This window comes from Kurthia populi (assembly GCF_042686175.1).
GTDB classification, from domain to species: Bacteria; Bacillota; Bacilli; order Bacillales_A; family Planococcaceae; genus Kurthia; species Kurthia populi.
In genome coordinates, this window is record NZ_JBHUOR010000129.1 from 18,321 (window position 1) to 39,819 (window position 21,499).

The window sequence follows — 21,499 nt, forward strand, 5'->3', positions numbered from 1 at the left end:
AACATGACCTCCTTCTAATAATTTTGCATTTTTAAATAGGCTAAATTCGCTTGTGACGTTTCATAAATACGCTGTCGCTCTTCAGCTGTTAACGTTGGATTGGTTGGCTCGTGCACAATCGCTTGTGGAACATTCTTAAAATGTTTTGTTTGTTCTTTAGTTAAAGAGGCTGCCATTTCATTTGCACCTTCTACTACATCGCAAAGCCCTAAATCAAATGCATATTGTGCCGAAATCCATGTTTCTTCGTCCATCAAACGTCGAATTTCCTCTTCTGGTGTTTTCTCGCCTATCTTTGCCATATAGGTCTCCACTTGCATCTCATTAATGCGGTCTAAATCATCTGCATACTTTCGAAGTTCTTTCGCATTACCAAACAATCCACCCATTGCATTGTGAATCATTAACATCGCATTTGAGGGCATTCTAACTTCATCACAGCTTGCAATAATGTTGCTAGCTATTGACGCTGCTAATGCTTCTACATGACCAATTACACGCGCTTTATGTCGTTTTAGCATATTTGCAATGGTAATTCCCTCAAAAACACTGCCACCTGGGCTATTTACATAAAGATGAATAGTGGAGACATCTCCAACAGCATCTAATTTCTCTTTAAATAAAACAGAGGACATTTCACCAAATTCTTCATAAGCCCATGAAGTAATTTCACCCAAAATAAAAACATCAGCTGATGAACCATCTGCTGATGCTTGTATAGTAAAAAATGGTTTATCTTTTTTCACTTCTTCACCTCCTTTCAATCATCATTTATTACAATTTATTTATAAGTGCTTTAATTTCATCTACTGTTTTCTCTGCCGGTGAGCCTTTTCGTTCTTCCATTGACATATCTAGTGGATATAAATCACCGCTAATCAACAATTTATTGGCCATTTCGGTTGGTTCAGGTGGCATATCTTCCAACATTCGAATCTCATTCGGTTTAAAGACCCCACATCGAATCATGGATTGATAAAAGTTTGTACGTGTGGCTGTATCACCTCTTAAAAGAGAACCTACATTAAACTTGAAGTAATGCCCACTATTTTTATCCTCTATACTTAATAATTTCTTATTAAATTCCTGCTCATATTGACGAACAGTGGGGGTAATACTCATTTGCACAAATTGAATCATCATTTGTTCATTATTACTGAACCCTCCACTGGCTTCATTTAGAAAAGCTACTGGAACATTGAAAACATTTGCTACACGGTCTCGTGTGATTTTTTCATTATTAATTGTATCGGCAGAGATATACGTTTTCGCAATTGGCTTTACATCCACCCCGGGTTCATTGAATAAAACGCCCCCATTTTCTGCGTAAAATTGCTTAAAATTAGTTACAACTTCATTTCTTTTCTTTTCATCAACGTTCGCAGCATACGATAAAATAAATGAATCTAATTTTTCCATTTCATTTAACGCGAATTCTTGAACAGATTTATCAAACTGCAATGTGTTTTTCAACACATCTAACGGACTGATTCCTTTTAAATGATTAACACTTGAAATGTGTTTTACATGAATCATATCAAGATGATGTGCGTAATAAATGCCACTTATTCCTCGAATTTCATACCAAAGCTCGCCTGTTTCGTTATCAATAAGGGGTTCAACTGCTAATGAATCCAATGGGTGCATGGCTTTTGGAATGCCGTATATATCACGCTCGATAATGGCATATGCATTTCCCGTTTCATTTCGACTTACTTCCATCGTGCGAATAAAGTCGAAAGATGTCATGTGTTGATTGGGTTCATGCATCACCATATTTGAAACTTGGCCATAATATACACTGTATTCCTTATATTGTTTGAGTGGCATAGAAGCCAATGTATTAGAGAGTCGAGTAATAATACTAAAGATATTTTCGTTTGTGGCTAAATTTGAGTTATTAATTCCCCAAAATTTACGTCCCATCCAATTTGTAAAATTAAATGTTTGCCCCTTCCATGCAGTTGTTGCAGCTGAAAAAGATGCCCGTACCTTTTGATACCATTTCATTTGGTTCCCTCCTTTCTAACGCATACTGATAAATCCAACGTTATTACTACTTGAAACAACAGAAACAAATCGTGCTTGAACGAAAGCATTTAGAACAGCTGCAATCGGATCAATTCGTTCAATTGACTTCTTCTTACTTAATTTTATATTTTCATTTGCATCAATATCTTCAATCGCATTCCCTACAGCCCAGCTCAATACCTTATCTCCCAGATGTGTAATACGTTGTTTATACACTTCTTCACGAAACTCTTTTGTAGGTTCACTTAAAGTAGGAAAGCCTTGTCTAATTTCGACGATTGTATAACCATAATTATTTTGCATACTTTGCACAAACTGTGTTGCTTCATAGGGGTCATAGCACAACATAATTGGCTTTAAATTATATTTTTCGACGAAATCAAGTATCCATTTTTCCACAAATGTATAATCAACAACTGCACCTGGCGTGGTTTCTAACCAACCTTCTTTAATCCATAAATCATATGGCACCTTATCGCTATTCTTTCTGGCAGCTAAACTTTCTTCTGGCATGAAGGAATGTTGTTGGACATGATAGCCATTTTCGTAAGGGAAAATAAAACCAGCAGAAGTTAAATCGATTTTCTTTGATAAATCAATGCCAATGTATACGTCCCTTCCAGTGATGTCGAAAGCATCAATCTTACATTCTCGCCACTTTTTAGCGGACATATAGCCATCAATTTTCATGTCGACCCAAATATTCATATTCTTTGTAAGAAAACCTCGCATCTTTTCAGGTACATCTAAAGCTACCTTTAAACCAGAACGCAAGGATTCAAGTCCTTCTGGATAAGTGGCCACAATTGGATTTGCTTTAATCCAGTTCGATTCATCTTTTATATCATCACCTTCGTCTAACTCACAAATGACAATAAAATAGTCATCATTTTCAACATCATCATCGGGATCTAAAATTCGACTGACATATTGATATTCAACGAAACATGGACTTGCTAAATCGAAACCTGCAGTTGTAATCACAACCATTAGCGGTTCTTTACGAGCCACCATCCCACTTTCTAACACATCATAAATCTCACTTGTTTTATGTGCATGATATTCATCGACAATTCCAACCGATGGGTTTTTACCATCCCCTGTTTTTCTCGTTTCACGACTCAAAGGAACAATCACTGAACTATTTTTAGCAATTTTAATTTGCCCATAAGATTCTTTCCATCGACCATGTAGCAATTCACTCGACATAATCCCATCACGTACAGCAGTGTATACCTCATCTGATTGTTCTTTTTGCCAACCAGCAATATAAGCTCGTTGCTTTTCATCTCCTAAAAAAGTGATGTATGAAGCCATAATCGCTAAGAATTGAGATTTTGCATTCTTACGAGCTAACTGGATGTATACCTTTCGAAACTTTCTGGCGTTATTTGATTTCTTTTTAAAGCCAAATATATTGGCTGCAATAAATAACTGAAAAGGAACAAGATCTACTTTTTGCCCTGCTAAAACACCTTCTACGTGTTCAAATTCTTGTGCCCAATAAAAAAAGTCCTCTACCTCTCTTTCATCAAAGTAATAGGGACTATTGGGATTGGTACGAATTTCTTCTAAATCGTTTAAAAAACGTTTAACGGCCCATTTGAGTTTTTGTGAAGCCTTTATTTCCCCACTTAAAATTGCTTCGCAGTAAGCTAAAACAAGCTCAAAACATGCATTTTCTCCACTCATAATCGACTAGAAAAGCGTTTTTCAGCTGCAGTTTTTTCAGTTTCTGGTGGGGGTGGAATCACTAATTTCAAACGAGATGTAATATTTAATCCAAGGTCAGACGCATAGGCTCTACATTCATCAGATAACTGTTTTCGGGTACGATTTAGTTTCGTAAATTCTTCTAAATCACGAATTGGATTTAACTTACGAATGACAGGGCCAAGTTTTTGCCAGTTCGTTCTAGCTTCAATGTAAAAGCCCAGTGTATCAATATCTAAGTTGCTAAAGATACCTAATTTCATTAATTCTTCAGCCAGTTCATCAAACTCTTCTTTTTGTTTTTTTAACAAATAAGATGGGGGATGAATCTTGTCTGTATTACCTCGCATTTTCTCTTCATGAGCTGCACGTTTTTCTGCCTCTGCTTTGGTAATATGATTTGAGACCCCTTTTCCTAAAATCACCGTTAAGGGTTGTTTGTTTCGTCCAGCCATTTTATCACCACCTAAAATTTTTTCAAAAACGGATTTTTTCGAAATGTTGATGGAACACCGTTGTATATAATTTTTTAAAAATAATTTAAAAAGTAGGGGGGCTACTCTTTAGCAGTCTTTTTATTATGACAAGACTGACATAAATATTGCAGATTATCTAAATCGAATCGTTTGCTCCAATCTTGACGAACGGGAATGATATGATCCACTACTCGACCAAGTACAATTTTTCCGTCAGCTAAACATTGCACACATAATCCATTTGAATGAGCGATTGCAAGTTGCCTGGTCTTACGCCATGCATTGCTGTTATAAAATGATACATGCTCTTTATTACGATGCTTATCATAATAACGGTTATTATCACGTTGTGCATGGGTATGTTGTTCACAATATTTTGTTTGTGTCACATTCCCACAACCAAATACATTGCATGGTTTAAATGGTTTACTATTCATCTTTGAAGCACTCCTTGCATATGATTCGAAAGATTGTATCTCCTGCTCGAAGTACTTCAACGTTTGAACTCCCACATACTTCACAGATATGTGTAGCAACCTTTTGTTCAGGACCTTGTTCCATTATTACAATTGTAGTCGCTTCACATCGTTTGCATTCTCCAATGTATCGTTTGGGTACTTCTTCTATGTCTGCCACTTTAATTTCAATTGTGTGGCCACATACTGCACAATGTAAATCTTCCACGTTACTCACTACCTTCTGCTTTGATTAATGGTTCATCATCGCACATTAAATCATTGTATAAGTAATCAACTAATGACTGGAATGATGATTCTAATTCTTCTTTACTTACATTTGATGTAGCGTTATCAATTGATAGTAAGACCTTTAAGCATTGTTCTTTAGTTAAGTATTTTAGTTTTGTTTCATCATCGTCTGCTGCTGTTATAATCGTTGATACAAGTAAAATTAACATTTGATGTTTCTGTACCTTTGACAATTCCATGTCTTTCACACCCTTTATACATTTATCTATAATTCTATATTTCTATTTGTACATTAATGTCTAAATGTATCAATTGATATTTATTACAAATGATACTTCTTTCAAATGTAATAAGTATCATTAATCTTAATAATCCCAATCCATTGCAACATCTACCCAATAGAACATCTGCCACTAACGCCTGGCATCGCGAGATTATAGATCACCATTTCCCTTCTACTCATATCGAGTTAAATAACTTTTTTGATTAGATGCTTAGGTTTTCTACAGATCACTTGACTGTGTAATACCTTTCTCGAAAAATCCAGTTTGATTGGATATTTCTTTTTCGGTTGCTCATTACAATTTTTCATTTCATCAAACCAACTGATTCCTGCATTACTTCGAACATCGCTTTTACCAAATAACTTCAATAGATTGAATTTGATTCGCGACCATATTCTTTGAATGCCTTTGAAATATTCTTTTAGAAATTCAACAAATCGATTCATTTCAAAACATCACCCCTTTTTTAAACTCATTAAGACATACAAAAGAAAACGGACTGTTAGGGGTTAGTTTTGAATTTCTTTGTATGCCTTAATCAACTTAAATGTTCAACCCTCTCACTATTAGTGGGCAACTGTCCAAGATTTCCGCCTTTTTCTGCCCTTATTTAACATATCTAATAAACTGTTAAATTAACTTTTTTACGCTATAAACGTTGATATAACAGCATTCCTTAACTTTTTATAAAACTTTTTTTCTCTCAATTTACAAATCACATTTTTATGTTAAATAGATAAGTATAATAATCCCTACAAACGTTGATATAACAGTATTTATAAAGGTTTTTATTTTTCTCAATAAAAAAAGACATACTATTTAAAGTACGTCTTGTTCTATCGATACATTTTCGATATTTTTTCATCCATATCATCTTGCGTAATCCCAATGTACATAAGGGTTGTCGCTTGGCTAGAGTGATTAAAGAGTCGCTGTAATGTAGCCACATCACCAAATTGTTTATAGAAATGATAACCGAATGTTTTTCGCATTGTATGTGTTCCAATATTATCTCTAAGCCCTATCGCATCTGCAGCCTCATTAAATATTTGATACGCTCTCACTCTTGTTATGGGTTGTTTTTTTCCACTCTTAGTCCTTTTTTTACTCAAAAAAAGATAATCATTCGCCTTCTTATCCTTTAAATATTCTTTAAGTACCTTTTTTAAATCTGGAGAAATAATTACACGTTTCATTTTTTTTGTTTTTTGTTCCATAACTTTAATGTGTGTTCCTTCTACATCCCGAACTTTTAACATCAATAAATCTGAAACTCTGAAACCCGTTGTAATACCCATCAAAAAAAGTAAGTAGTCTCGTTCACTTTTATCTTTCAAGTATTCTTTAAACTCCTCTAGTTGCTCTACATCACGTATAGGCTCAACAAATCTCATACAATCATCCACCCTTCATCTGTAATTTTTTCTTTGCATCGCTTCAATATATTTTCTACAGTCGATTTAGGCTTGTTGGTTAATAATGAAATCTTTCTTAAACTTATATTATTAGCAGCCATCATTAATATTTCTTTTTCATCTTTATTTAATATGCTCAATAACTCATTAATCATATTTTCTTTTTCATTAGTATTCTCTATTTGTTCATCACTATTATCAGGAATAGGCATTATGTGTTTCACATAATATTGCATCAGATATGGTTCCATTGGTATTTCTCTTTCGTATACTGCACGTCTTTCAACACCTCTTGTAGTACCTGGTTGTCTGCCCGTTCTTAACCATTGAATAACGTATTGTAGATTACTAATCCAACTATTAATGGTCTTGATTTCATTCTCTAATCGCTTTATTTCTTCCATATCTTGAACCTGTTTAGCACGTAGTAATTTTGTTTTTCGTATTGGTAATAATGTCTTTGTATCTTTTAAAGTACGTTTATATTCTTGGATTAAATCATTCATTTTCGTTCCCCCTATGAACAAATTGAACAAAAAAAGGGAACACTAAATGCGCGCAATAAATACTTGCGTTCATTTTAGTGCTCCCGGTTGTTCCTGATCAGCTCTATGTTTATTAAGTTAAATTTATAATATCAAAGTTTTCTACTATATGCTAGTTCTGTACGAACCACCTTGCCATTTTGCCACGTGATTGTTTGTGTTCCATATCCATAAGGCAATGTGTCTACAATATTTATCTTTCCATCTTTAATATAAAATACACCGTCTTTACTTAAATCGATTTCATGTAATTGCTTTACATTTCGTTCCAAATTTCAACACTCCTTATGTTATAATGTTTGTGGGAAGTTTTAAACTTATACCTATGCTTATTGTGTCAGTTACTGCTGGCACTTTTTTTATTGCCTTCAAAATAGCTTTTTATATACTTTAAGGCGCTATCTGTGCTGGTGAACAATTCTTCAAAGTCGCATGATCTAACGACGATGAATTTATTTTCACTTTCTACTTCACATGTAGCTGTTGATATTTTACTTCCTGGCATTAACCCATTTATTTTCTTTTCAATTAGCTCAATATCGTTTATCTCACGTAGTACGGTGAAAATATCGATTTGTTCAAATCCTTCCGCCAATGCTGACATACTCACAACCCCTTTGCCTTCTCTAGCAGTCCAGTTTCTTTTTTCCATGTTTGAAATTTTGTCGAGGACATGCCCACACTATGATAGATTTCAAAATCATATAAACCACTCAATCGCAGTTCTAAGTAATTAGATTCCGTTAACCCAGTTTCTTTCAATTTCTCTAACAATTTATTTTTTTTAGCTTTTTTTCGTTTGTGTGAAATGGCGGTAAGTTCATCACCAATTTCCGTTAATTGATGAAAAATTGGACATGCTGCACACTTATCAACATGGCCATCGCCAAAGTGAGGACATTTCATACAATGCTTAGAGCTAATCCTATTTTGCTTTTCAGCTAAATTAGAACGATTAAAACGGTCCATAATACGTCGACTTCGCGCCACTTTTATGTTCATTTCCTTAGCTCCCTACTATACTCGGACAATAGATCAGCCGAATGATTTAATTCATTTGCTATCTGAATATAAGTAGTACCCTTATAAATTCCTTGTTGCTTTTGATAAGCAACTACAACACTTTCTACTTCTTCATATGTGTAGCACACCTTTTTAAATTTGAATCCAGCGTCGTTATAAAAAGCAATAAGTACAAACGGTACTGGCGTATCATATCCTAAATGATTCACCATTCTGCTTCACTCCTTCTACTGTGATGCCTAATGTATTGAGTGTAAATTCAATACCTTCTACAAAACCCTTGCTGTGTAGATGCATGTTGTTAATCCAATCCTGTTGTCTAGTGACATATTCAGAAGCAATAACTTCATGCGGTGTCATTTCGACCTCATAACCTACGATTAGTGCTGTAGCAAATTCTTCGAGCGATAACGTGTTTAATGGCTTATTTTTCACCGATACCCATTCTCCTTCTGAATGCATTCTTATCCATGTATCAGTACTAAGATCTTTTCTGTTTAAGCTATCAAGTACGTCCGCAACCTCACGACTAACCTTCAATTTTTCTGTCATCTTCAATCTCCTCCTATTTCAAAACTAAAAATATAATGGCCATCGAGATACAAAAAACAAAAACAGCAACCTCATACCAAAAATCATACTTATTCAACTCAACCACACCTTTATAAATTGATATTTTTTTCATTATTACAAAGTATCAATTGTAATAATGATACATTTTACAATTAAAAAATAATAAGCCTAGTAATCTAATTCCAGTTCTATTAATGCTGCATAGGCTCCATCGTAGTAGCCTTCCATCTTTATATCACCGACTTGTTTCCATCCACGCTCTCTGTGCTCATTAATTTTTTCTTGAAGTTTATATTTATCGAATGCCTTGATTATTTTTCTTGTTTTTTTAACTGACATTATTGAATACCTTGTTTCTTTTTTTTCAGAAAGAGAACGACGTTCGTTCCAATGTATTTCATTCATCTTTTCGAAATAGTTCTTTCCTTTTTTCAGTCGTCTTCGGTTAATACGTTCCTGATTATCCAAAAGTGGCGTTGTAATAGCTTCCTCAACACTCCAATTTGTTGTGCTTCTCTTTAAACGCCATCTTAGCGTTTCTGAAGAAATACCATGAGCATACGCAATTTTCGCCTGTTCTTGTGTAATTCCTAATTGTACGAAACGATATACTTCATGGCCAATCTGAATACTATTTTGCGCTTGAATAACACGATAATTACAAGGTTTTGTATTAGCAGCTCTTAATGGCGACCACCCAAGTCTTTTAACCCGTTGATAAAAGCGATTCCTAGTAACGCCATTTTTATTGGCAATTATTGCATATTTTTCATAAAGCATATCTTTCTTTTTTACAGGCTTAGTAATAGCTTCCTGCACTACCCAAGCTGCATTTCGTACACGATAATTGACTAATTCACGTGAAATCCCATTCTCATTAGCAATTTTATATTCTATAGGTGTTATATAGTATGAATATTCCGTCATTATAGTTCATCTCCTTGGATATTTTTTAACCATTTCAATGGATCTTCCTGTGTCCGTTGCTGCAGTTGCTCAAATTCTTTTTGTTGTGCCTTAATTTTGTTGTTTTCTGCATATAATCGTAAGGACTTTTTCATTGCATGTAATTCTTTTAATCCTTTCAATTTTGGACAACTTGGATGCATATCCAAATATGCAGGTTGTTTTTTCATTTCTTTACGCCTACTAAGTTCCCTCTGGCAATGAGGACATGTATCATACCTTTTTTCTTTTATTACTAGATAAAGTTGCAATTGATACTTTCTGTAATAAAGTCCACAATCCTCACATTTGTATAAACGATTCATTTCGAATAAGTGAAGATACGGTACTAGTTTCTGCATCCCTCTTACAATCGTTCTATCCATATGCCACTCTAACCATGCAAATAAAAGATACATAGTTGCTGGTATTAGCGTATATAAGGCGAGGATCATAACTATTTTCATTGTCCTTCCTCCACAAATTCTGCTTTTTCAGCCCACTTTAAAAAATCCGGAATATTTAACATCGTTACTTTTCTTTTCGAACGTTTGGTCATATATGCAATGAATTGATGATCTGCACCATATAAGATACGTTCTGTCTTGCCCTTACGTAAAATTTGACCCCGTTTGCACTTGTAAATCTTTATCAATACCTCTTTTTGTTGTTCATTTAATTCTTCTCGCTTATTCGCAAGTTTAGTAAGTAATTCCAACCACATCGCTTGATCGACTTTTTCTGCATTCATTTCGCATCCTCCTTATATCCAATTTTCTGCAATGGCCTGCTCTAAATTATCACTATCAATTAGTTCTCCACCACTTTCAAAAAACCATCCATTACGAATTAAATGAATTGTTAAATCACGCTCTGAATCATTCTCATGGCCGTCTGCATATTTAGCGCGACTTGCGTATAATTCGATATAATTAAAATCTTCAAAAGGCTCACAGCCGTATGCGATGTTTTTCGCTTGAGTTGCCGTTTCAGCGAATACAATTTTCTGGTGCTCATAAGATATTCTTTCTTCAACCACATATGCTTTAATCACTGGAACGACTTCCTTTTTTCCATTCATTCCGTTTCCTCCTCATACCAACGAATAGCTGGGCGAGCGCCTAATTGATTCGTCACTTCTTGCTTACTATGCATCAATTGTTGTTTATATTCTTCTACACCCATTATATTTATCGTGCCCACTATTGATTTTGCTACATAGGTTGCCATGTAGTGAATGACTTCTTCTTTTGTAGTTAAAGTACGCAGCATATCTTCTGACACCTCATGCACAAAAAGTGGCAATCCACTTTGGACATCGATGATTCCGAACCCCTCTACAACTGGAAGGACCCCAAACTCCATCTGACTAATTGTGAGACGATGCCCCACGGCTTCTTTCCACATCCCATCTTGCGGTACTAGGAATACTTCTGCCATCTCTCTAATCACTGGTACTTCCTTCTGAACTACTTTCTTTTTCTCATTCATTCCGTTTCCTCCTCAATTGGCGCATCTAAGTCGAATAACTTAACACGCTTATCATTTGTTTCTTTAAAAACGATTGGTGCAGTGTTTTTTAATAGGCGACTGATTAGCGCATTAACGGCTCTATCTTCGCTGTACATCTTTGTAAGCTGGTCACGCGTATAATTCGATGTCACAATCGTTCCTTTCGTCTGACGAGCTTCTAACGCTTCTGTAAGGATATCCTTCACCCACTGCTTGGCTTCTGAATCGCTACCAGTTTCATTTCCTAAATCATCTAATACAAGGAAGTCCACTCGACTTAGCAAATCAATGAAATACATTTGGTCATATGGGTACTTCTGGTCATTCCATGATTTTTTAATCATCATCAACATGCGACGTACATTCACAAATGCACACTCTGCATCCAGTGTTTCATTTAGGTTTCGTAACATGGCCATTGCAAGATGAGATTTACCAACACCAGTTGAGCCTGTCAACATGGTTGTAAAATACTCATTCGCTTCTTTTTCAAACTTGGCTCGATAATGTTTCACAGCTTTCAACGCATCTTCTTTATTCTTATTTTCTTCTGGTGTCGCAACTTCAAAGTTTTTAAATCCAGCGTCTGCAATCGACTGATCACTGTAGACCGATGCATAATGTAAGGTGTTTTTTCGTTTATGCTTTTCTCGTTCAATCGCTTCATCACTAATACGTTTGACAAAAGCTGCATCACGTTCCTCTTTCAAACACTGTAAGCAAATTAATTGGGTGCCATACTGTTCATAAGCTGTACCTAATAAATCAGCTTTGTATAAAGGATGTTTGATTGCATAGCCATATTCATTTACATGCTCTTTTTCACAGTAATTAGAAGTTAACGCCATCATCATATTCTTTGGCAGGCTCATAGCTTGCTGAATTGCTTTCACGTCGACCACCCTTTCGTTTTGCTTTTAATTGTTCAAGCGTTTGAACGTTTTCTTGATACCAGTTTTTTAAGATGCCTTCTGCAAAGGAAAGTGGTTTTCTCACTTTTGGTGTACGTAAAGCTGTTTCTTTTAAGGCTTCAAGAATTAGTTCTCCATTGTATTCTTCATATACTGCATTAAATTGTTCTTGTGCATAAGCGCTTAGTAAACCGAAGTTCTTTTCATAGAAAGATAATAATTCTGTAAACGATATACTTGACTCGACTTTGACTGGACCATCTTGTCTAGTCTTATCTAAGTCTTTGTCTTTGTCTTTGTCTTTTTCTTTATCTAAATCTAATTCTGAGTCTAAGTCTAAGTCTGAGTCTGTTGCGTGACTGTCACGTGACGGAACGTGACTTAGTTGAATTTGTTTTTCTTTTTCACGTTGTTTTCTTTTTCGTTCACGATTTTGCAATCTAACACGTTCCATTCCATCAATATTTTGATGATTTTCCCAATTCTTAATACGAATCGCTTCGTTTTTGACTTCTATCATTCCGTAACGTTTAAAAGTTTCGAGTGCCAAGCGAACTGTATTAAGTGGACGATTGAATATTGTTGCCATTTCTTCCACATTCATTGGAATATTTTCTGTAAGCATAATAAATCCATTTGAATTTGCTTTTCCTGCAGCTGCTAATAACTTCACCCAAACTACAATAATTGTGTCTGAATCTGGTAATGCTTCAATCAATTTTATTTTTTCATTTTCAAACATGTCTGTTTTCAATTTAATCCATGTGATTTCTGCCATTTTAATCCCCCTAACGGATTATTCAATATTCATTTTTGGCCCTTAAATGCTTATCACAATTAATCTATTAATGATTGTTGATTCTGATAAGATTCAATGTCCATTCGTAATGATGCACCGGGTTCCCAATAATTTAGAAGTTTCACACCTTCATCAAAACGTTTTGCTGGTAACTCTTTATAAGTAGAAATTCCAAAATGATTTTTGAAGTCACGCCAAGCAGCTCTAAATACTTTGTTAGCAAGCATTTCATAAGCCAAGCTCTTATAACCACCAAGTGCCTTCATCGCTTTCCGTTTTACAATGTCCTGTAAAGTTTTCTCCTGGTACGTATTGATGCGCATATTATCTTTTAAATAATCAACATCTTCTTTAATAGCTGCCACTTCTTTTCGTGTATCTAGTGCAGCTGTCAACGCTAATTCCAGTGGATCTGTAGGTAAATTATGTTGAATGACTTGTTCCATTTCATTAAAGCGTTCGATGTACTTAATTGCGAATGCAGTACCTTCGATTCCAGTCATTCGATTGCCGTATAATTCGCAACCTTGTTTAGTTAGTAGAAACATTGGCTGCGTTTTGTTCTGATTGTTTTTATACGTTGATTCTGTGAAATATGAGGACGGCTGAATTTTCAGCTGTCCTAAATCTGCTGAAATCTTGCGAATATCTTGCATTACATTCTTATGCTCACGCCCCACCATTTCTGCCACCTCTAATGAAGTGATTGTTTGTTGCTGTTGTCCTGCATACATTACTTTAATGTTTGTCATTTTAATTCCTCCTATTTTTTAAAGTACAGATAATACGAATAAGCCACTGGCAATTGCTACAGCAGGCAGAAAACCAAGAACACCAACTGTCATTAATTTATCGCTTATAGTAGGATCACCTTCTGGAATATCAAACCAACCAATTCTTTCATCATCTTCTACATCGATACGTTCTACTTCTTCTGCAATTTTCAATAACTTATCCATTGTAATTACCTCACTTAATTTCTAAAATTTTTTTAATGTACATAATATGTTCTTGCGCTTTAGGACCAGTTCTACGACCTTTCAAAATATCTGTTAGATAAGCACCTGAAATACCCAACATTTTAGCAAGTTCGCTTTGTGACATTTCTTTCTTATAAAGTTCCGATCTAATTTGAATAGCTAAATCAACAGGCATTTTTTCACATCCTTCTGAAATAAATAAAGAAAATTGCTAATATTGAATCATTTTAGGGTAAATAGCTAATTTATTAGCTAATAATATTGAATTAAAGTATCCAATATGATACTATAAATCCATAGTTAAATAAGACCCAAAAAAGCCGATAAAATCAATCTTTAAGCACCTTCCAAATGCAGATGATATTTTAGCTGGTCTTGTTTTTTTGTACTCTTTTTAGCTCAAAAATTAGCTTATGCTATTAATATAATCCAAAAAGATACTTTTGTCAAATAAAAATATCCAAAAAGATACTTAATAGCCTGATTAGGAGATGTTTGTATATGAAAATACTTCTAGAACGTATAAAAATTCTAGCAAAAGAAAATAAAATAAACTTAAAAGATTTATCTAAAAATCTAGGTTGGGGAGAAAATACATTATATAAATGGGCTACACAAAGCCCATCTGTAGATAAAATTGATAAAGTTGCAAACTATTTTAATGTTTCTACAGATTATTTATTAGGAAGAACAGACTTAAAAAGATATGTCATTCCAGATGAACGCTTTCAAACTTTTGCAGCGCATATTGATGACGATGCTACAGAGGAAGAAATAGAAGAAATATTAGCATTCATTGAATTTAAGAAAAATCTTAAAAAGAATAAATAATATATAGGTGGTTTTATGATGAACAGATTCGAAGCATTATGGGATGAATTTTATGAAGAAGTGCCAATCTGGCAGACAAACTTTTTGCCAGGAAAACTATCTGGTTTTTATGATTATGATGGGATTTTCCTCAAAAATAATCTTACTCAAAATAAATATCATTGTGTATTAGCTGAAGAACTTGGACACTTTAAAACTACCATGGGTAATATAGTTGAACAGAAAACAATTCGAGATAGACAACAAGAAATCATAGCACGTCGTTGGGGACATAAAAAAATTGTAACTTTAGATAATCTAATAGAGTGCTATGAAAAATACATAACAACTGTGGAAGAAATATGTGCTCACCTTGAAATCGTTCCGGAATTTTTAGAAGAATGTCTAGTACACTATCGCCAACAATATGGACAAGATATTTTCTACAAAGATTATTTAATCATATTAGATCCACTCGATATAAAAAGAAAAAAGGACTTAGCTTTATAATATAAGCTAAGTCCTTTTGTTTATTTCTCAACCATTACTTCGAATTTTCTTCTACTTTTATCAGTTAATGTTTCTACTTTTTCATCAATTAAATGATTTACTAGATCATCTACATTCTTAAATTCTGTAATTTTCCTTAAAGCATTCATTCTATCTCGCGTTTCATTTGTAACCCTAAGTGACGCACGATATTCTTTTACAACTTCAACTTCATTTTCTTCTATGCTTTCTTCTAAAGCCGAATTAGTAGGAGTAAATTCGTTCCCACGCATACGTTTGTTTAAAAGTTTCTTGTTAGCCATACTAATTCTCCTTCTCTATCTTTTTTATTCTCTCAATCATTTCTTTTGTGACGTCTTGGAACACAGCATGAGTCTTTTTATCCCAGCTATCTTTTCGGTCATCTGTAATGCCTACACTATCCCAACGTTTCACGCGTTTCATGCGACGAATAATAGCGTTAAACATGTTGTTATCGCCAAACATATCTTTAGCATCGTTCAATATAATATCATCTACTTCATTATTGTTTTCAAATAATACTGGAAGAATGCCTAAAATCTCTATATCGAATCCAGGTATTTCAAAAAGTTCATTTAATTCATCTATAAACATTTCTGCACCGTCTAAACTTCGTTCTTCTGTTTGTAATGTAATTACAACGTAATCACTAGCATAAAGTGCTCCAGAGGTAAATAGTGTACTAGTTGGCGGTGTATCAAAAATAATAAAATCATATTGTTTCTTAATTTCTTTTAATTGATTATCTAAATATTTCACACGTGCAAAATCATCTTTTGGATATTGTATTTCAAGAAACTTAGGAAACTTTTTAAAATCACGATAAGACGGAATTAAGAATAAATTTTCTTTGATTTCCATTATCACTTCTTCTAATTTATTTTTTTGCAATGCAGCCATAAGCGTATTATTAAAATCGGGTGCTTTACCATGTATAGCTTTATATGTTTTCATAAGGAATTTCGTGGCATTTGCTTGCGGATCATAATCAATTAACAAGGTTTTATATCCCATACTAGCTAGTTCATAAGCGACCATCGTGCTATTTGTTGTTTTTCCAGAGCCACCTTTAAAGTTGGCAAACGTAATCGTTGTCATATGCTAACCCCCTCGCTTAACTATAAACTTTTTGTATCAATGTATCAATTGTAAAATGTATCAATGTATCATTTTTCACTTGTTTCATGTGAAACATTAAGGTTTTTAATTAAGTCCAGTCATAAAACATACCCTTGTTATAATTCGGTTGATACGTACCTTCTAACGCATCAGTGTACATATCAGCGATGTTTGTATGCATATCTTGATTAATTAAGTTGTCAGCTTCCATTACTTTTAATTCACTAAATGCACGTAATTCAGCTTTGATACGTGAATCGATAAAACCACGCATAGATTTAATATAATCTAGTGAGCCTTGTTTGTGCGCTGTTAAACAAGCATTTACGATTCGTAATGCCTTTTCTAGTAATTCGTCTTTAAATGGCTTATAAGCAGGCAATTTAGTGAATGCATATATATTTGCGTGAACAATTTCAACAATTGCTTGTACATCATCTTTTTTGTTTAGTAATGATTTATAGACAACATCTTTCAAACGTGAAATAAAACGCAATGGTTTGAATGCTGTTTTAGGTTTTACAGGTTGTTCAATTAATTCGGCTGGGGCTGATTTTTTAACTGACATGTGACAAGCGATTGTTTTAAAAGCTTTCGCGCTTTTACGGATATAATATTTAATAATACTAGCTTCAGGGACACCAGTTTTATGTAGGGTCATTTCATCCTCACAAGCTGATACAGTAGCATTTTGTGAGGATGTTGTTACATCAACGTTTGTAGGAGTTTCATCCGTAGTGACTTCAGTAATCACCGTAGGGACATTTCGATATTTTTGCCATACATAAATCGATGGAGATTTTAAATCAGTTTTGGCTGATTTAGTAGCAAGTGTTACAAGCATACCTAATTGTTTCGCTTTGGCCACAGCACGTTTAGCCGTTTTAACACTAAACACAAAGCCGTATTTCTCGGCAGCCACTTTAACAAGTGAATTGAACTTAATCGTAGCAATGCCAGCAACCTTTGCAGAGTGCCGTAATAATACTTTGAGAGCTTGCAGCTCTTTGCGACCAAATGTAGATTTATGATCTGCTAACCACATTTCAATATTTGAATTAAACTGTTTAACTGATTTGAATTGGGAGTAGTGTTTATAAGCTACTGGATTATGAGTATAGATTAACGCTTTAGATTTAGTTTTCATTTTCATTTCTCCTTTGGGAGAACGAAAAAAAGCGTGGTATCGATTTGCTGTTTCGATACACACGCTTTAAGTATTTTTAGATACTATAAAGTAATTTAGCTTTTAATACTTGAAATAACCCCTAAAATGATTTATCATAATAAGCAATTAGCAAGCATTAAAAGCAAGTTGTCAGTGCGTATCGTAGTTTGGTTACGATATAGCATGTTAATAAAGTATCCCCATACTTTATTAACCGCTTGCTTTTTTTGCGTTCTTTTTTAATTGAATTAAGTATAGTGTAATACATATGGAAAAGTCAACTTAATAATAGAAAAATATATAGATATAAACACATGTATCATTATACAAATGTATCAATTGATACATATTACAAAATAACATTTTTACAATTGATGTTTTTGTGAGATGTCTAATAAAGATATGTCATCATTGTCGGTATTCGCAGTACCGTCGGTGGTTTTTATTTTTCATTCTTGGTAAAAGTGTCCGGGACTCTTTTCATGCTTTTTGCTAAATAACGTATTAGTTAAATCAAATACTTTGTTATGAGACAGCATTTTTTGGATATCGTATGTAGTAAGATGATTTTTACGGTGTATCTTCATCACTGGGTAGTATGAATGTTGCACAATGATGTAATTTTCGTTCTTCATTAATATTCTTCTATTCATAATTACCACCTCTTTTTCTAAATATAATTCGCTCATTAGAAATATACAATGATAAATTTCCGTTATTTGGCTATTACTCATAAGCCCGTATTATCAGTATTTGCGTGTGGTGTCATCCACAAGGCTAATATATGAGATATCCAAAGAAAAGATAACTTATGAAACCTCTATAACTATTGATATAACTAAGTTTACTTAAATTAACCAGTAAAAAGACGTTTTTCTAAAAGGGCGATTTTTACAAATAGAGAAAATTTTAAATTCAGCCAAAATAGGAGAGTTATGGAAATATATACTTCATTTATCTTATAATAAGTACATTGTAAGTTTATTGAATAAAAATGATTATTAAAATACAAGGGGCCTTAAAAAATAATGAAAATATTTAATAAGTTTTTTGTGAGAAAAGAAGAGAATGTAAAAGAAATCCATAAAAGTAACGTAGTAGAAGAGGAAGTAGATGAGATTTCAGATAATAAACAATCAAAAAATATTTTAGGTGTAGGCATTTCTGTTGGAATAACACCAGAAAATGAAATAAGTATCAATTCTTTGCCTATAGGAATGCCTACTGATGGTAAGACGAATGATTATTATGTTTATGAATGGTTTATTAAAGAAACTGGGGAAGTTTTCTATGTAGGTAAGGGGCGTGGAAATAGATACAAAGAGTTTCACCAGCGCGCATATGCAGCAGAGAAAATTAGAGAAATGTACGAAACGGATAGTCGATTTGTAGATACAGGATTAACCGAAATGGAAGCAATTGAGCTAGAAAGTCAAGAAATGACACGTATTTTAAACGAAACATCCGATAGATTAACAAATCGAATCACTCCATTCCTTACAAATCGAGATAATGGTTATGGCCCTAGCCCTAGTACACCTGAAATTCAACTTGAGGTAGCTCCTGTTTTATATGCTAATGAGATTGATGAACATTATTTTAATGTGAAACATCGTCCATTTGACAAAGTAGAGTATAAAAAACTGAAATCTGTATCTTTTATTACAACTGGTATAAGAGATGAAATTACAATTATTTACGGGGGACAGGTTGAAAAGTATAAGAATGAAGTAATGAACACCCTAAAAGCTAATGGAAATAAAATTTTAAAAAGTAAAATGGCGAAGTCTATTACTGCTTGGATATATATTGGAACTGACGATGTTCACAATTATTTAATTGATCAAAAAAAAGCGCATGAAAAGTTAGGTAGAGAAATCCCTGTATATCATCTAATAGATGTTTGGAAATTCTTAAAAGCTGAAATCAATGATATAGCATCTTCAAATTCAGAGGCCGAACTCGCTATTAATCCCTTTCATGATAGGGTACCTTTGCAGGATATTAAAAATCTTCATGACTGGAGAAAAGGATTTAAAGAAGGATTCTCATATTATGAAAGAGGAGATGTCGAAAGAAAAGCTGGAAATATAGATAAAGCCATTGAATTATACGACGCAGCTCGTTATCATGGTTATAATGCACCGGTGCTATATAATGCCTACGCAATGGCGTATCGTAAGGTAAAGGATTATGAAAATGAAATTACTATTTTAGATGAAGCAATCGAAAGAGTTAAAGTTGAAAAGCCTGATAATGAAGTTTTGGTGATGAAATATAATGACCGACGTGCGAAAGCAATAGAATTATTAAAAAAACAGAAGTTAAAATAGATACTTATATAATACCGTTAATGTTGAACATGTTTTCGTTTTTGGATGAATTTTAGTTATGTTCACCCAGTAATCAAATAACATAAACGGCTGCCACTGGGCAGTCTTTTTTGTGCAAATAAAAAGCCATCATATAGATGGCTAAACATGAAATAACTGAACACATTTTCAATTATTTATAATTATTTTAACCCGGAATGGAATAAAATAATAGTTCTATTTGATTATTATTTCTAGAAATAAAAAAAGCCCCATACCTTCTACATGACTGTGGAAGATACGGGGCTTTATTTTATACTTTTTCTACATTTTCTTTTTTAGCTGTTACATATGTTTTTGATTTAGTTTTTAAACGGTATACGTTGCCTACTTTAATGATTTCTGTGACAGTAAATGCTGTACCCACTTTAAGCGTCTGAATACGCTTAGATTCATTGAATTTAACGCCATCGTATTCGCCACATTCTTTAATAACACGATACAATCCCTTAGGCGCATTTGATTTGTAATACTTCTCTGTATTTGTGTTGCCAGCCGGTGTGAAGGTAGTTGAACCAATCACTTTCAGCCCTAAATATTCCGCAATACCATCTGCAATAGCGTAGCCTTGCGATGCTAACCACGCTGAATTGCGCATATATTTAATATCAATTGTCGAATCCATAAAGCCACCTTCTGTTAAAATAGCTGGCATTGAAGTATCACGTAACACTTGGTAATTCGCATGTTTTACACCACGATTTTGTAGTCCAGTAGCCTTTACTAAACGTTTATGAACGATATTCGCAAGTTTGGTTGCTTTTGTTGCAGACGCTGAAAGACTAAATGTTTCTGTTCCGCCCCATTTATTAGACCATACACTTGTATTCGCATTGTGATGGCACGATACAAAGACATTGGCACCCCAATTGTTTGCTCGCTTTGCACGTGTTGATAAAGCGACATCTGTACGTCCTGTTGCATCATCTGTGCGCAATGTTTGAATGCCGTATTGATGCAAACGTTCAATCACTGCAATCGCCACTTTATTGTTAAAGTTCCATTCGTATTCACCATCTGGTGTACGCTTACCTGGTGTAACACCAAAACCGCCATGCCCTGCATCTACTGCTACTTTCATTGTCATAATTATGCTTCCTCCTTTTTCTTCTCGTGTTCATCAATCACTTGTTTATGTTCTTTTGCTTTTTTCGTTACAACATACGTGTTCTTCCACACGCCATAGATAATCAAGATAAATGGCACTGCAGCGAGTAACGCATTCGTAAATGCTTCAATTGACTTATCTGTAAACCATGCAAACTCAAAACCTAAAGTCTGCAAAAATAAAAGGACTGCTCCAAGCAATCCTCCGAATAATGCAATGTATTCTTTTAGTTTTTCTGTATTCATAATTGTCCTCCTTATTTTATTGTCCTAAGACGATCGCCATAATCGCTACAATGACTGAACCGATGATGGATGTACCTGCCCAGAAAACGATTTTGTCATGGCGATCAATACGATGATGTGCGCTTTTTGAACTTGCTCTTGCTTCTTCTGCAATGTCTTGCGCTAAATCGGCTTTTGTTTCAGCACGTTGCGCAGTATTACGTAATTGATTGATGTTATCTAACTTTGCATC

At 34.1% G+C, this 21,499-nt stretch carries 32 protein-coding genes; 3 read left to right on the forward strand and 29 right to left on the reverse strand.

All coding sequences use genetic code 11. The features are described from left to right. Positions 1-14: 14 nt before the first annotated feature. The 23 genes from ACFSY7_RS15260 to ACFSY7_RS15370 form a co-directional block, all read right to left on the reverse strand. Positions 15-746 carry a head maturation protease, ClpP-related gene (locus tag ACFSY7_RS15260; RefSeq protein WP_380148461.1) on the reverse strand — a complete coding sequence of 244 codons (732 nt, stop codon included), beginning with the start codon at positions 744-746 and terminating at the stop codon, positions 15-17. A gap of 28 nt (positions 747-774) precedes the next feature. Beyond that, positions 775-2,010 carry a phage portal protein gene (locus ACFSY7_RS15265; protein ID WP_380148462.1) on the reverse strand — a complete coding sequence of 412 codons (1,236 nt, stop codon included), beginning with the start codon at positions 2,008-2,010 and terminating at the stop codon, positions 775-777. A 15-nt stretch (positions 2,011-2,025) separates the two neighbouring features. After that, complete coding sequence (locus tag ACFSY7_RS15270; protein ID WP_380148463.1) at positions 2,026-3,723, reverse strand: terminase large subunit; 1,698 nt, start codon at positions 3,721-3,723, stop codon at positions 2,026-2,028. Continuing rightward, the gene (locus tag ACFSY7_RS15275; RefSeq protein WP_380148464.1) at positions 3,720-4,199 is read right to left on the reverse strand and encodes a phage terminase small subunit P27 family; all 480 of its coding nucleotides are present in this window, start codon (positions 4,197-4,199) and stop codon (positions 3,720-3,722) included. Before ACFSY7_RS15275 ends, ACFSY7_RS15270 begins: the two co-directional genes overlap by 4 nt. Positions 4,200-4,300: 101 nt before the next feature. Next, positions 4,301-4,657: an HNH endonuclease gene (locus tag ACFSY7_RS15280; RefSeq protein WP_380148465.1), complete on the reverse strand. Its 357-nt coding sequence runs from the start codon at positions 4,655-4,657 to the stop codon at positions 4,301-4,303. Positions 4,658-4,905: 248 nt separating this feature from the next. Beyond that, on the reverse strand, positions 4,906-5,166 hold the full coding sequence (locus ACFSY7_RS15285; protein WP_380148466.1) for a hypothetical protein: 261 nt from the start codon (positions 5,164-5,166) through the stop codon (positions 4,906-4,908). Positions 5,167-6,047: 881 nt separating this feature from the next. Then, complete coding sequence (locus ACFSY7_RS15290) at positions 6,048-6,605, reverse strand: site-specific integrase (RefSeq protein ID WP_380148468.1); 558 nt, start codon at positions 6,603-6,605, stop codon at positions 6,048-6,050. Beyond that, complete coding sequence (locus ACFSY7_RS15295) at positions 6,602-7,132, reverse strand: hypothetical protein (RefSeq protein ID WP_380148470.1); 531 nt, start codon at positions 7,130-7,132, stop codon at positions 6,602-6,604. The genes ACFSY7_RS15290 and ACFSY7_RS15295 overlap by 4 nt, the downstream gene beginning before the upstream one ends. A gap of 131 nt (positions 7,133-7,263) precedes the next feature. Beyond that, the gene (locus ACFSY7_RS15300; protein WP_380148472.1) at positions 7,264-7,443 is read right to left on the reverse strand and encodes a DUF3954 domain-containing protein; all 180 of its coding nucleotides are present in this window, start codon (positions 7,441-7,443) and stop codon (positions 7,264-7,266) included. A gap of 65 nt (positions 7,444-7,508) precedes the next feature. Then, positions 7,509-7,775, reverse strand: coding sequence for a hypothetical protein (locus ACFSY7_RS15305; RefSeq protein ID WP_380148474.1), 267 nt, complete (start codon positions 7,773-7,775; stop codon positions 7,509-7,511). A gap of 2 nt (positions 7,776-7,777) precedes the next feature. Further along, the gene (locus tag ACFSY7_RS15310) at positions 7,778-8,173 is read right to left on the reverse strand and encodes a hypothetical protein (RefSeq protein ID WP_380148476.1); all 396 of its coding nucleotides are present in this window, start codon (positions 8,171-8,173) and stop codon (positions 7,778-7,780) included. Beyond that, positions 8,170-8,406 carry a hypothetical protein gene (locus ACFSY7_RS15315; RefSeq protein WP_380148478.1) on the reverse strand — a complete coding sequence of 79 codons (237 nt, stop codon included), beginning with the start codon at positions 8,404-8,406 and terminating at the stop codon, positions 8,170-8,172. Before ACFSY7_RS15315 ends, ACFSY7_RS15310 begins: the two co-directional genes overlap by 4 nt. Continuing rightward, positions 8,384-8,746, reverse strand: a complete 363-nt coding sequence (locus tag ACFSY7_RS15320; RefSeq protein WP_380148479.1) for a hypothetical protein — start codon at positions 8,744-8,746, stop codon at positions 8,384-8,386. Before ACFSY7_RS15320 ends, ACFSY7_RS15315 begins: the two co-directional genes overlap by 23 nt. A 189-nt stretch (positions 8,747-8,935) precedes the next feature. Continuing rightward, the gene (locus tag ACFSY7_RS15325) at positions 8,936-9,694 is read right to left on the reverse strand and encodes a hypothetical protein (RefSeq protein WP_380148481.1); all 759 of its coding nucleotides are present in this window, start codon (positions 9,692-9,694) and stop codon (positions 8,936-8,938) included. Continuing rightward, positions 9,694-10,179: a hypothetical protein gene (locus tag ACFSY7_RS15330; RefSeq protein ID WP_380148483.1), complete on the reverse strand. Its 486-nt coding sequence runs from the start codon at positions 10,177-10,179 to the stop codon at positions 9,694-9,696. The genes ACFSY7_RS15325 and ACFSY7_RS15330 overlap by 1 nt, the downstream gene beginning before the upstream one ends. Continuing rightward, the gene (locus tag ACFSY7_RS15335) at positions 10,176-10,463 is read right to left on the reverse strand and encodes a hypothetical protein (RefSeq protein WP_380148485.1); all 288 of its coding nucleotides are present in this window, start codon (positions 10,461-10,463) and stop codon (positions 10,176-10,178) included. The genes ACFSY7_RS15330 and ACFSY7_RS15335 overlap by 4 nt, the downstream gene beginning before the upstream one ends. 12 nt (positions 10,464-10,475) lie before the next feature. Next, positions 10,476-10,793: a hypothetical protein gene (locus tag ACFSY7_RS15340; protein ID WP_380148486.1), complete on the reverse strand. Its 318-nt coding sequence runs from the start codon at positions 10,791-10,793 to the stop codon at positions 10,476-10,478. Further along, positions 10,790-11,203, reverse strand: a complete 414-nt coding sequence (locus ACFSY7_RS15345) for a hypothetical protein (protein ID WP_380148487.1) — start codon at positions 11,201-11,203, stop codon at positions 10,790-10,792. Before ACFSY7_RS15345 ends, ACFSY7_RS15340 begins: the two co-directional genes overlap by 4 nt. Further along, the gene (locus ACFSY7_RS15350; protein ID WP_380148488.1) at positions 11,200-12,117 is read right to left on the reverse strand and encodes an ATP-binding protein; all 918 of its coding nucleotides are present in this window, start codon (positions 12,115-12,117) and stop codon (positions 11,200-11,202) included. The genes ACFSY7_RS15345 and ACFSY7_RS15350 overlap by 4 nt, the downstream gene beginning before the upstream one ends. After that, on the reverse strand, positions 12,056-12,913 hold the full coding sequence (locus ACFSY7_RS15355) for a phage replisome organizer N-terminal domain-containing protein (RefSeq protein ID WP_380148489.1): 858 nt from the start codon (positions 12,911-12,913) through the stop codon (positions 12,056-12,058). The genes ACFSY7_RS15350 and ACFSY7_RS15355 overlap by 62 nt, the downstream gene beginning before the upstream one ends. 59 nt (positions 12,914-12,972) lie before the next feature. Further along, positions 12,973-13,686: a Rha family transcriptional regulator gene (locus ACFSY7_RS15360; protein ID WP_380148490.1), complete on the reverse strand. Its 714-nt coding sequence runs from the start codon at positions 13,684-13,686 to the stop codon at positions 12,973-12,975. Positions 13,687-13,704: 18 nt separating this feature from the next. Continuing rightward, a complete protein-coding gene (locus ACFSY7_RS15365; protein ID WP_380148492.1) occupies positions 13,705-13,893 on the reverse strand; it encodes a hypothetical protein in 189 nt (62 codons plus the stop codon). Positions 13,894-13,903: 10 nt separating this feature from the next. Next, positions 13,904-14,089, reverse strand: a complete 186-nt coding sequence (locus ACFSY7_RS15370; RefSeq protein WP_139996289.1) for a helix-turn-helix domain-containing protein — start codon at positions 14,087-14,089, stop codon at positions 13,904-13,906. Between the two features lie 326 nt (positions 14,090-14,415). Between ACFSY7_RS15370 and ACFSY7_RS15375 the strand changes: the two genes are divergently transcribed. Further along, positions 14,416-14,745 (forward strand): helix-turn-helix domain-containing protein, encoded by a 330-nt coding sequence (locus tag ACFSY7_RS15375; RefSeq protein WP_380148494.1) that lies wholly within the window; start codon positions 14,416-14,418, stop codon positions 14,743-14,745. A gap of 18 nt (positions 14,746-14,763) precedes the next feature. Next, positions 14,764-15,234: an ImmA/IrrE family metallo-endopeptidase gene (locus ACFSY7_RS15380; protein ID WP_380148496.1), complete on the forward strand. Its 471-nt coding sequence runs from the start codon at positions 14,764-14,766 to the stop codon at positions 15,232-15,234. A 20-nt stretch (positions 15,235-15,254) separates the two neighbouring features. Here ACFSY7_RS15380 and ACFSY7_RS15385 read toward each other — a convergent pair whose 3' ends face one another. From ACFSY7_RS15385 to ACFSY7_RS15395, 3 genes are all read right to left on the reverse strand, one after another. Continuing rightward, on the reverse strand, positions 15,255-15,536 hold the full coding sequence (locus tag ACFSY7_RS15385; RefSeq protein WP_139996283.1) for a DUF5388 domain-containing protein: 282 nt from the start codon (positions 15,534-15,536) through the stop codon (positions 15,255-15,257). 1 nt (position 15,537) lies between these two features. Beyond that, positions 15,538-16,353, reverse strand: a complete 816-nt coding sequence (locus ACFSY7_RS15390; protein ID WP_380148499.1) for a ParA family protein — start codon at positions 16,351-16,353, stop codon at positions 15,538-15,540. A 109-nt stretch (positions 16,354-16,462) separates the two neighbouring features. Next, positions 16,463-17,419, reverse strand: coding sequence for a hypothetical protein (locus ACFSY7_RS15395; RefSeq protein WP_380148501.1), 957 nt, complete (start codon positions 17,417-17,419; stop codon positions 16,463-16,465). Between the two features lie 1,151 nt (positions 17,420-18,570). Here ACFSY7_RS15395 and ACFSY7_RS15400 point away from each other — a divergent pair. Next, on the forward strand, positions 18,571-19,875 hold the full coding sequence (locus tag ACFSY7_RS15400) for a GIY-YIG nuclease family protein (protein WP_380148503.1): 1,305 nt from the start codon (positions 18,571-18,573) through the stop codon (positions 19,873-19,875). Positions 19,876-20,167: 292 nt separating this feature from the next. Here the strand turns inward: ACFSY7_RS15400 and ACFSY7_RS15405 are convergent, their stop codons facing one another. From ACFSY7_RS15405 to ACFSY7_RS15415, 3 genes are all read right to left on the reverse strand, one after another. Beyond that, a complete protein-coding gene (locus tag ACFSY7_RS15405) occupies positions 20,168-21,001 on the reverse strand; it encodes an N-acetylmuramoyl-L-alanine amidase (RefSeq protein WP_380148504.1) in 834 nt (277 codons plus the stop codon). Between the two features lie 2 nt (positions 21,002-21,003). Beyond that, positions 21,004-21,267 carry a phage holin gene (locus ACFSY7_RS15410; RefSeq protein WP_380148505.1) on the reverse strand — a complete coding sequence of 88 codons (264 nt, stop codon included), beginning with the start codon at positions 21,265-21,267 and terminating at the stop codon, positions 21,004-21,006. Between the two features lie 16 nt (positions 21,268-21,283). Next, positions 21,284-21,499, reverse strand: a 216-nt coding sequence (locus ACFSY7_RS15415) for a peptidase (RefSeq protein ID WP_380148506.1), incomplete at its 5' end; no start/stop codon positions are given.

Coding starts and splice junctions, on each gene's coding strand:
- ACFSY7_RS15265 (WP_380148462.1), bottom strand. CDS start 2,010: ATGAAATGGTATCAAAAGGTACGGGCATCTTTTTCAGCTGCAACAACT.
- ACFSY7_RS15270 (WP_380148463.1), bottom strand. CDS start 3,723: ATGAGTGGAGAAAATGCATGTTTTGAGCTTGTTTTAGCTTACTGCGAA.
- ACFSY7_RS15275 (WP_380148464.1), bottom strand. CDS start 4,199: ATGGCTGGACGAAACAAACAACCCTTAACGGTGATTTTAGGAAAAGGG.
- ACFSY7_RS15280 (WP_380148465.1), bottom strand. CDS start 4,657: ATGAATAGTAAACCATTTAAACCATGCAATGTATTTGGTTGTGGGAAT.
- ACFSY7_RS15285 (WP_380148466.1), bottom strand. CDS start 5,166: ATGGAATTGTCAAAGGTACAGAAACATCAAATGTTAATTTTACTTGTA.
- ACFSY7_RS15290 (WP_380148468.1), bottom strand. CDS start 6,605: ATGAGATTTGTTGAGCCTATACGTGATGTAGAGCAACTAGAGGAGTTT.
- ACFSY7_RS15295 (WP_380148470.1), bottom strand. CDS start 7,132: ATGAATGATTTAATCCAAGAATATAAACGTACTTTAAAAGATACAAAG.
- ACFSY7_RS15305 (WP_380148474.1), bottom strand. CDS start 7,775: ATGTCAGCATTGGCGGAAGGATTTGAACAAATCGATATTTTCACCGTA.
- ACFSY7_RS15310 (WP_380148476.1), bottom strand. CDS start 8,173: ATGAACATAAAAGTGGCGCGAAGTCGACGTATTATGGACCGTTTTAAT.
- ACFSY7_RS15315 (WP_380148478.1), bottom strand. CDS start 8,406: ATGGTGAATCATTTAGGATATGATACGCCAGTACCGTTTGTACTTATT.
- ACFSY7_RS15320 (WP_380148479.1), bottom strand. CDS start 8,746: ATGACAGAAAAATTGAAGGTTAGTCGTGAGGTTGCGGACGTACTTGAT.
- ACFSY7_RS15325 (WP_380148481.1), bottom strand. CDS start 9,694: ATGACGGAATATTCATACTATATAACACCTATAGAATATAAAATTGCT.
- ACFSY7_RS15330 (WP_380148483.1), bottom strand. CDS start 10,179: ATGAAAATAGTTATGATCCTCGCCTTATATACGCTAATACCAGCAACT.
- ACFSY7_RS15335 (WP_380148485.1), bottom strand. CDS start 10,463: ATGAATGCAGAAAAAGTCGATCAAGCGATGTGGTTGGAATTACTTACT.
- ACFSY7_RS15340 (WP_380148486.1), bottom strand. CDS start 10,793: ATGAATGGAAAAAAGGAAGTCGTTCCAGTGATTAAAGCATATGTGGTT.
- ACFSY7_RS15345 (WP_380148487.1), bottom strand. CDS start 11,203: ATGAATGAGAAAAAGAAAGTAGTTCAGAAGGAAGTACCAGTGATTAGA.
- ACFSY7_RS15355 (WP_380148489.1), bottom strand. CDS start 12,913: ATGGCAGAAATCACATGGATTAAATTGAAAACAGACATGTTTGAAAAT.
- ACFSY7_RS15360 (WP_380148490.1), bottom strand. CDS start 13,686: ATGACAAACATTAAAGTAATGTATGCAGGACAACAGCAACAAACAATC.
- ACFSY7_RS15365 (WP_380148492.1), bottom strand. CDS start 13,893: ATGGATAAGTTATTGAAAATTGCAGAAGAAGTAGAACGTATCGATGTA.
- ACFSY7_RS15370 (WP_139996289.1), bottom strand. CDS start 14,089: ATGCCTGTTGATTTAGCTATTCAAATTAGATCGGAACTTTATAAGAAA.
- ACFSY7_RS15375 (WP_380148494.1), top strand. CDS start 14,416: ATGAAAATACTTCTAGAACGTATAAAAATTCTAGCAAAAGAAAATAAA.
- ACFSY7_RS15380 (WP_380148496.1), top strand. CDS start 14,764: ATGAACAGATTCGAAGCATTATGGGATGAATTTTATGAAGAAGTGCCA.
- ACFSY7_RS15385 (WP_139996283.1), bottom strand. CDS start 15,536: ATGGCTAACAAGAAACTTTTAAACAAACGTATGCGTGGGAACGAATTT.
- ACFSY7_RS15390 (WP_380148499.1), bottom strand. CDS start 16,353: ATGACAACGATTACGTTTGCCAACTTTAAAGGTGGCTCTGGAAAAACA.
- ACFSY7_RS15395 (WP_380148501.1), bottom strand. CDS start 17,419: ATGTGGTTAGCAGATCATAAATCTACATTTGGTCGCAAAGAGCTGCAA.
- ACFSY7_RS15400 (WP_380148503.1), top strand. CDS start 18,571: ATGAAAATATTTAATAAGTTTTTTGTGAGAAAAGAAGAGAATGTAAAA.
- ACFSY7_RS15405 (WP_380148504.1), bottom strand. CDS start 21,001: ATGACAATGAAAGTAGCAGTAGATGCAGGGCATGGCGGTTTTGGTGTT.
- ACFSY7_RS15410 (WP_380148505.1), bottom strand. CDS start 21,267: ATGAATACAGAAAAACTAAAAGAATACATTGCATTATTCGGAGGATTG.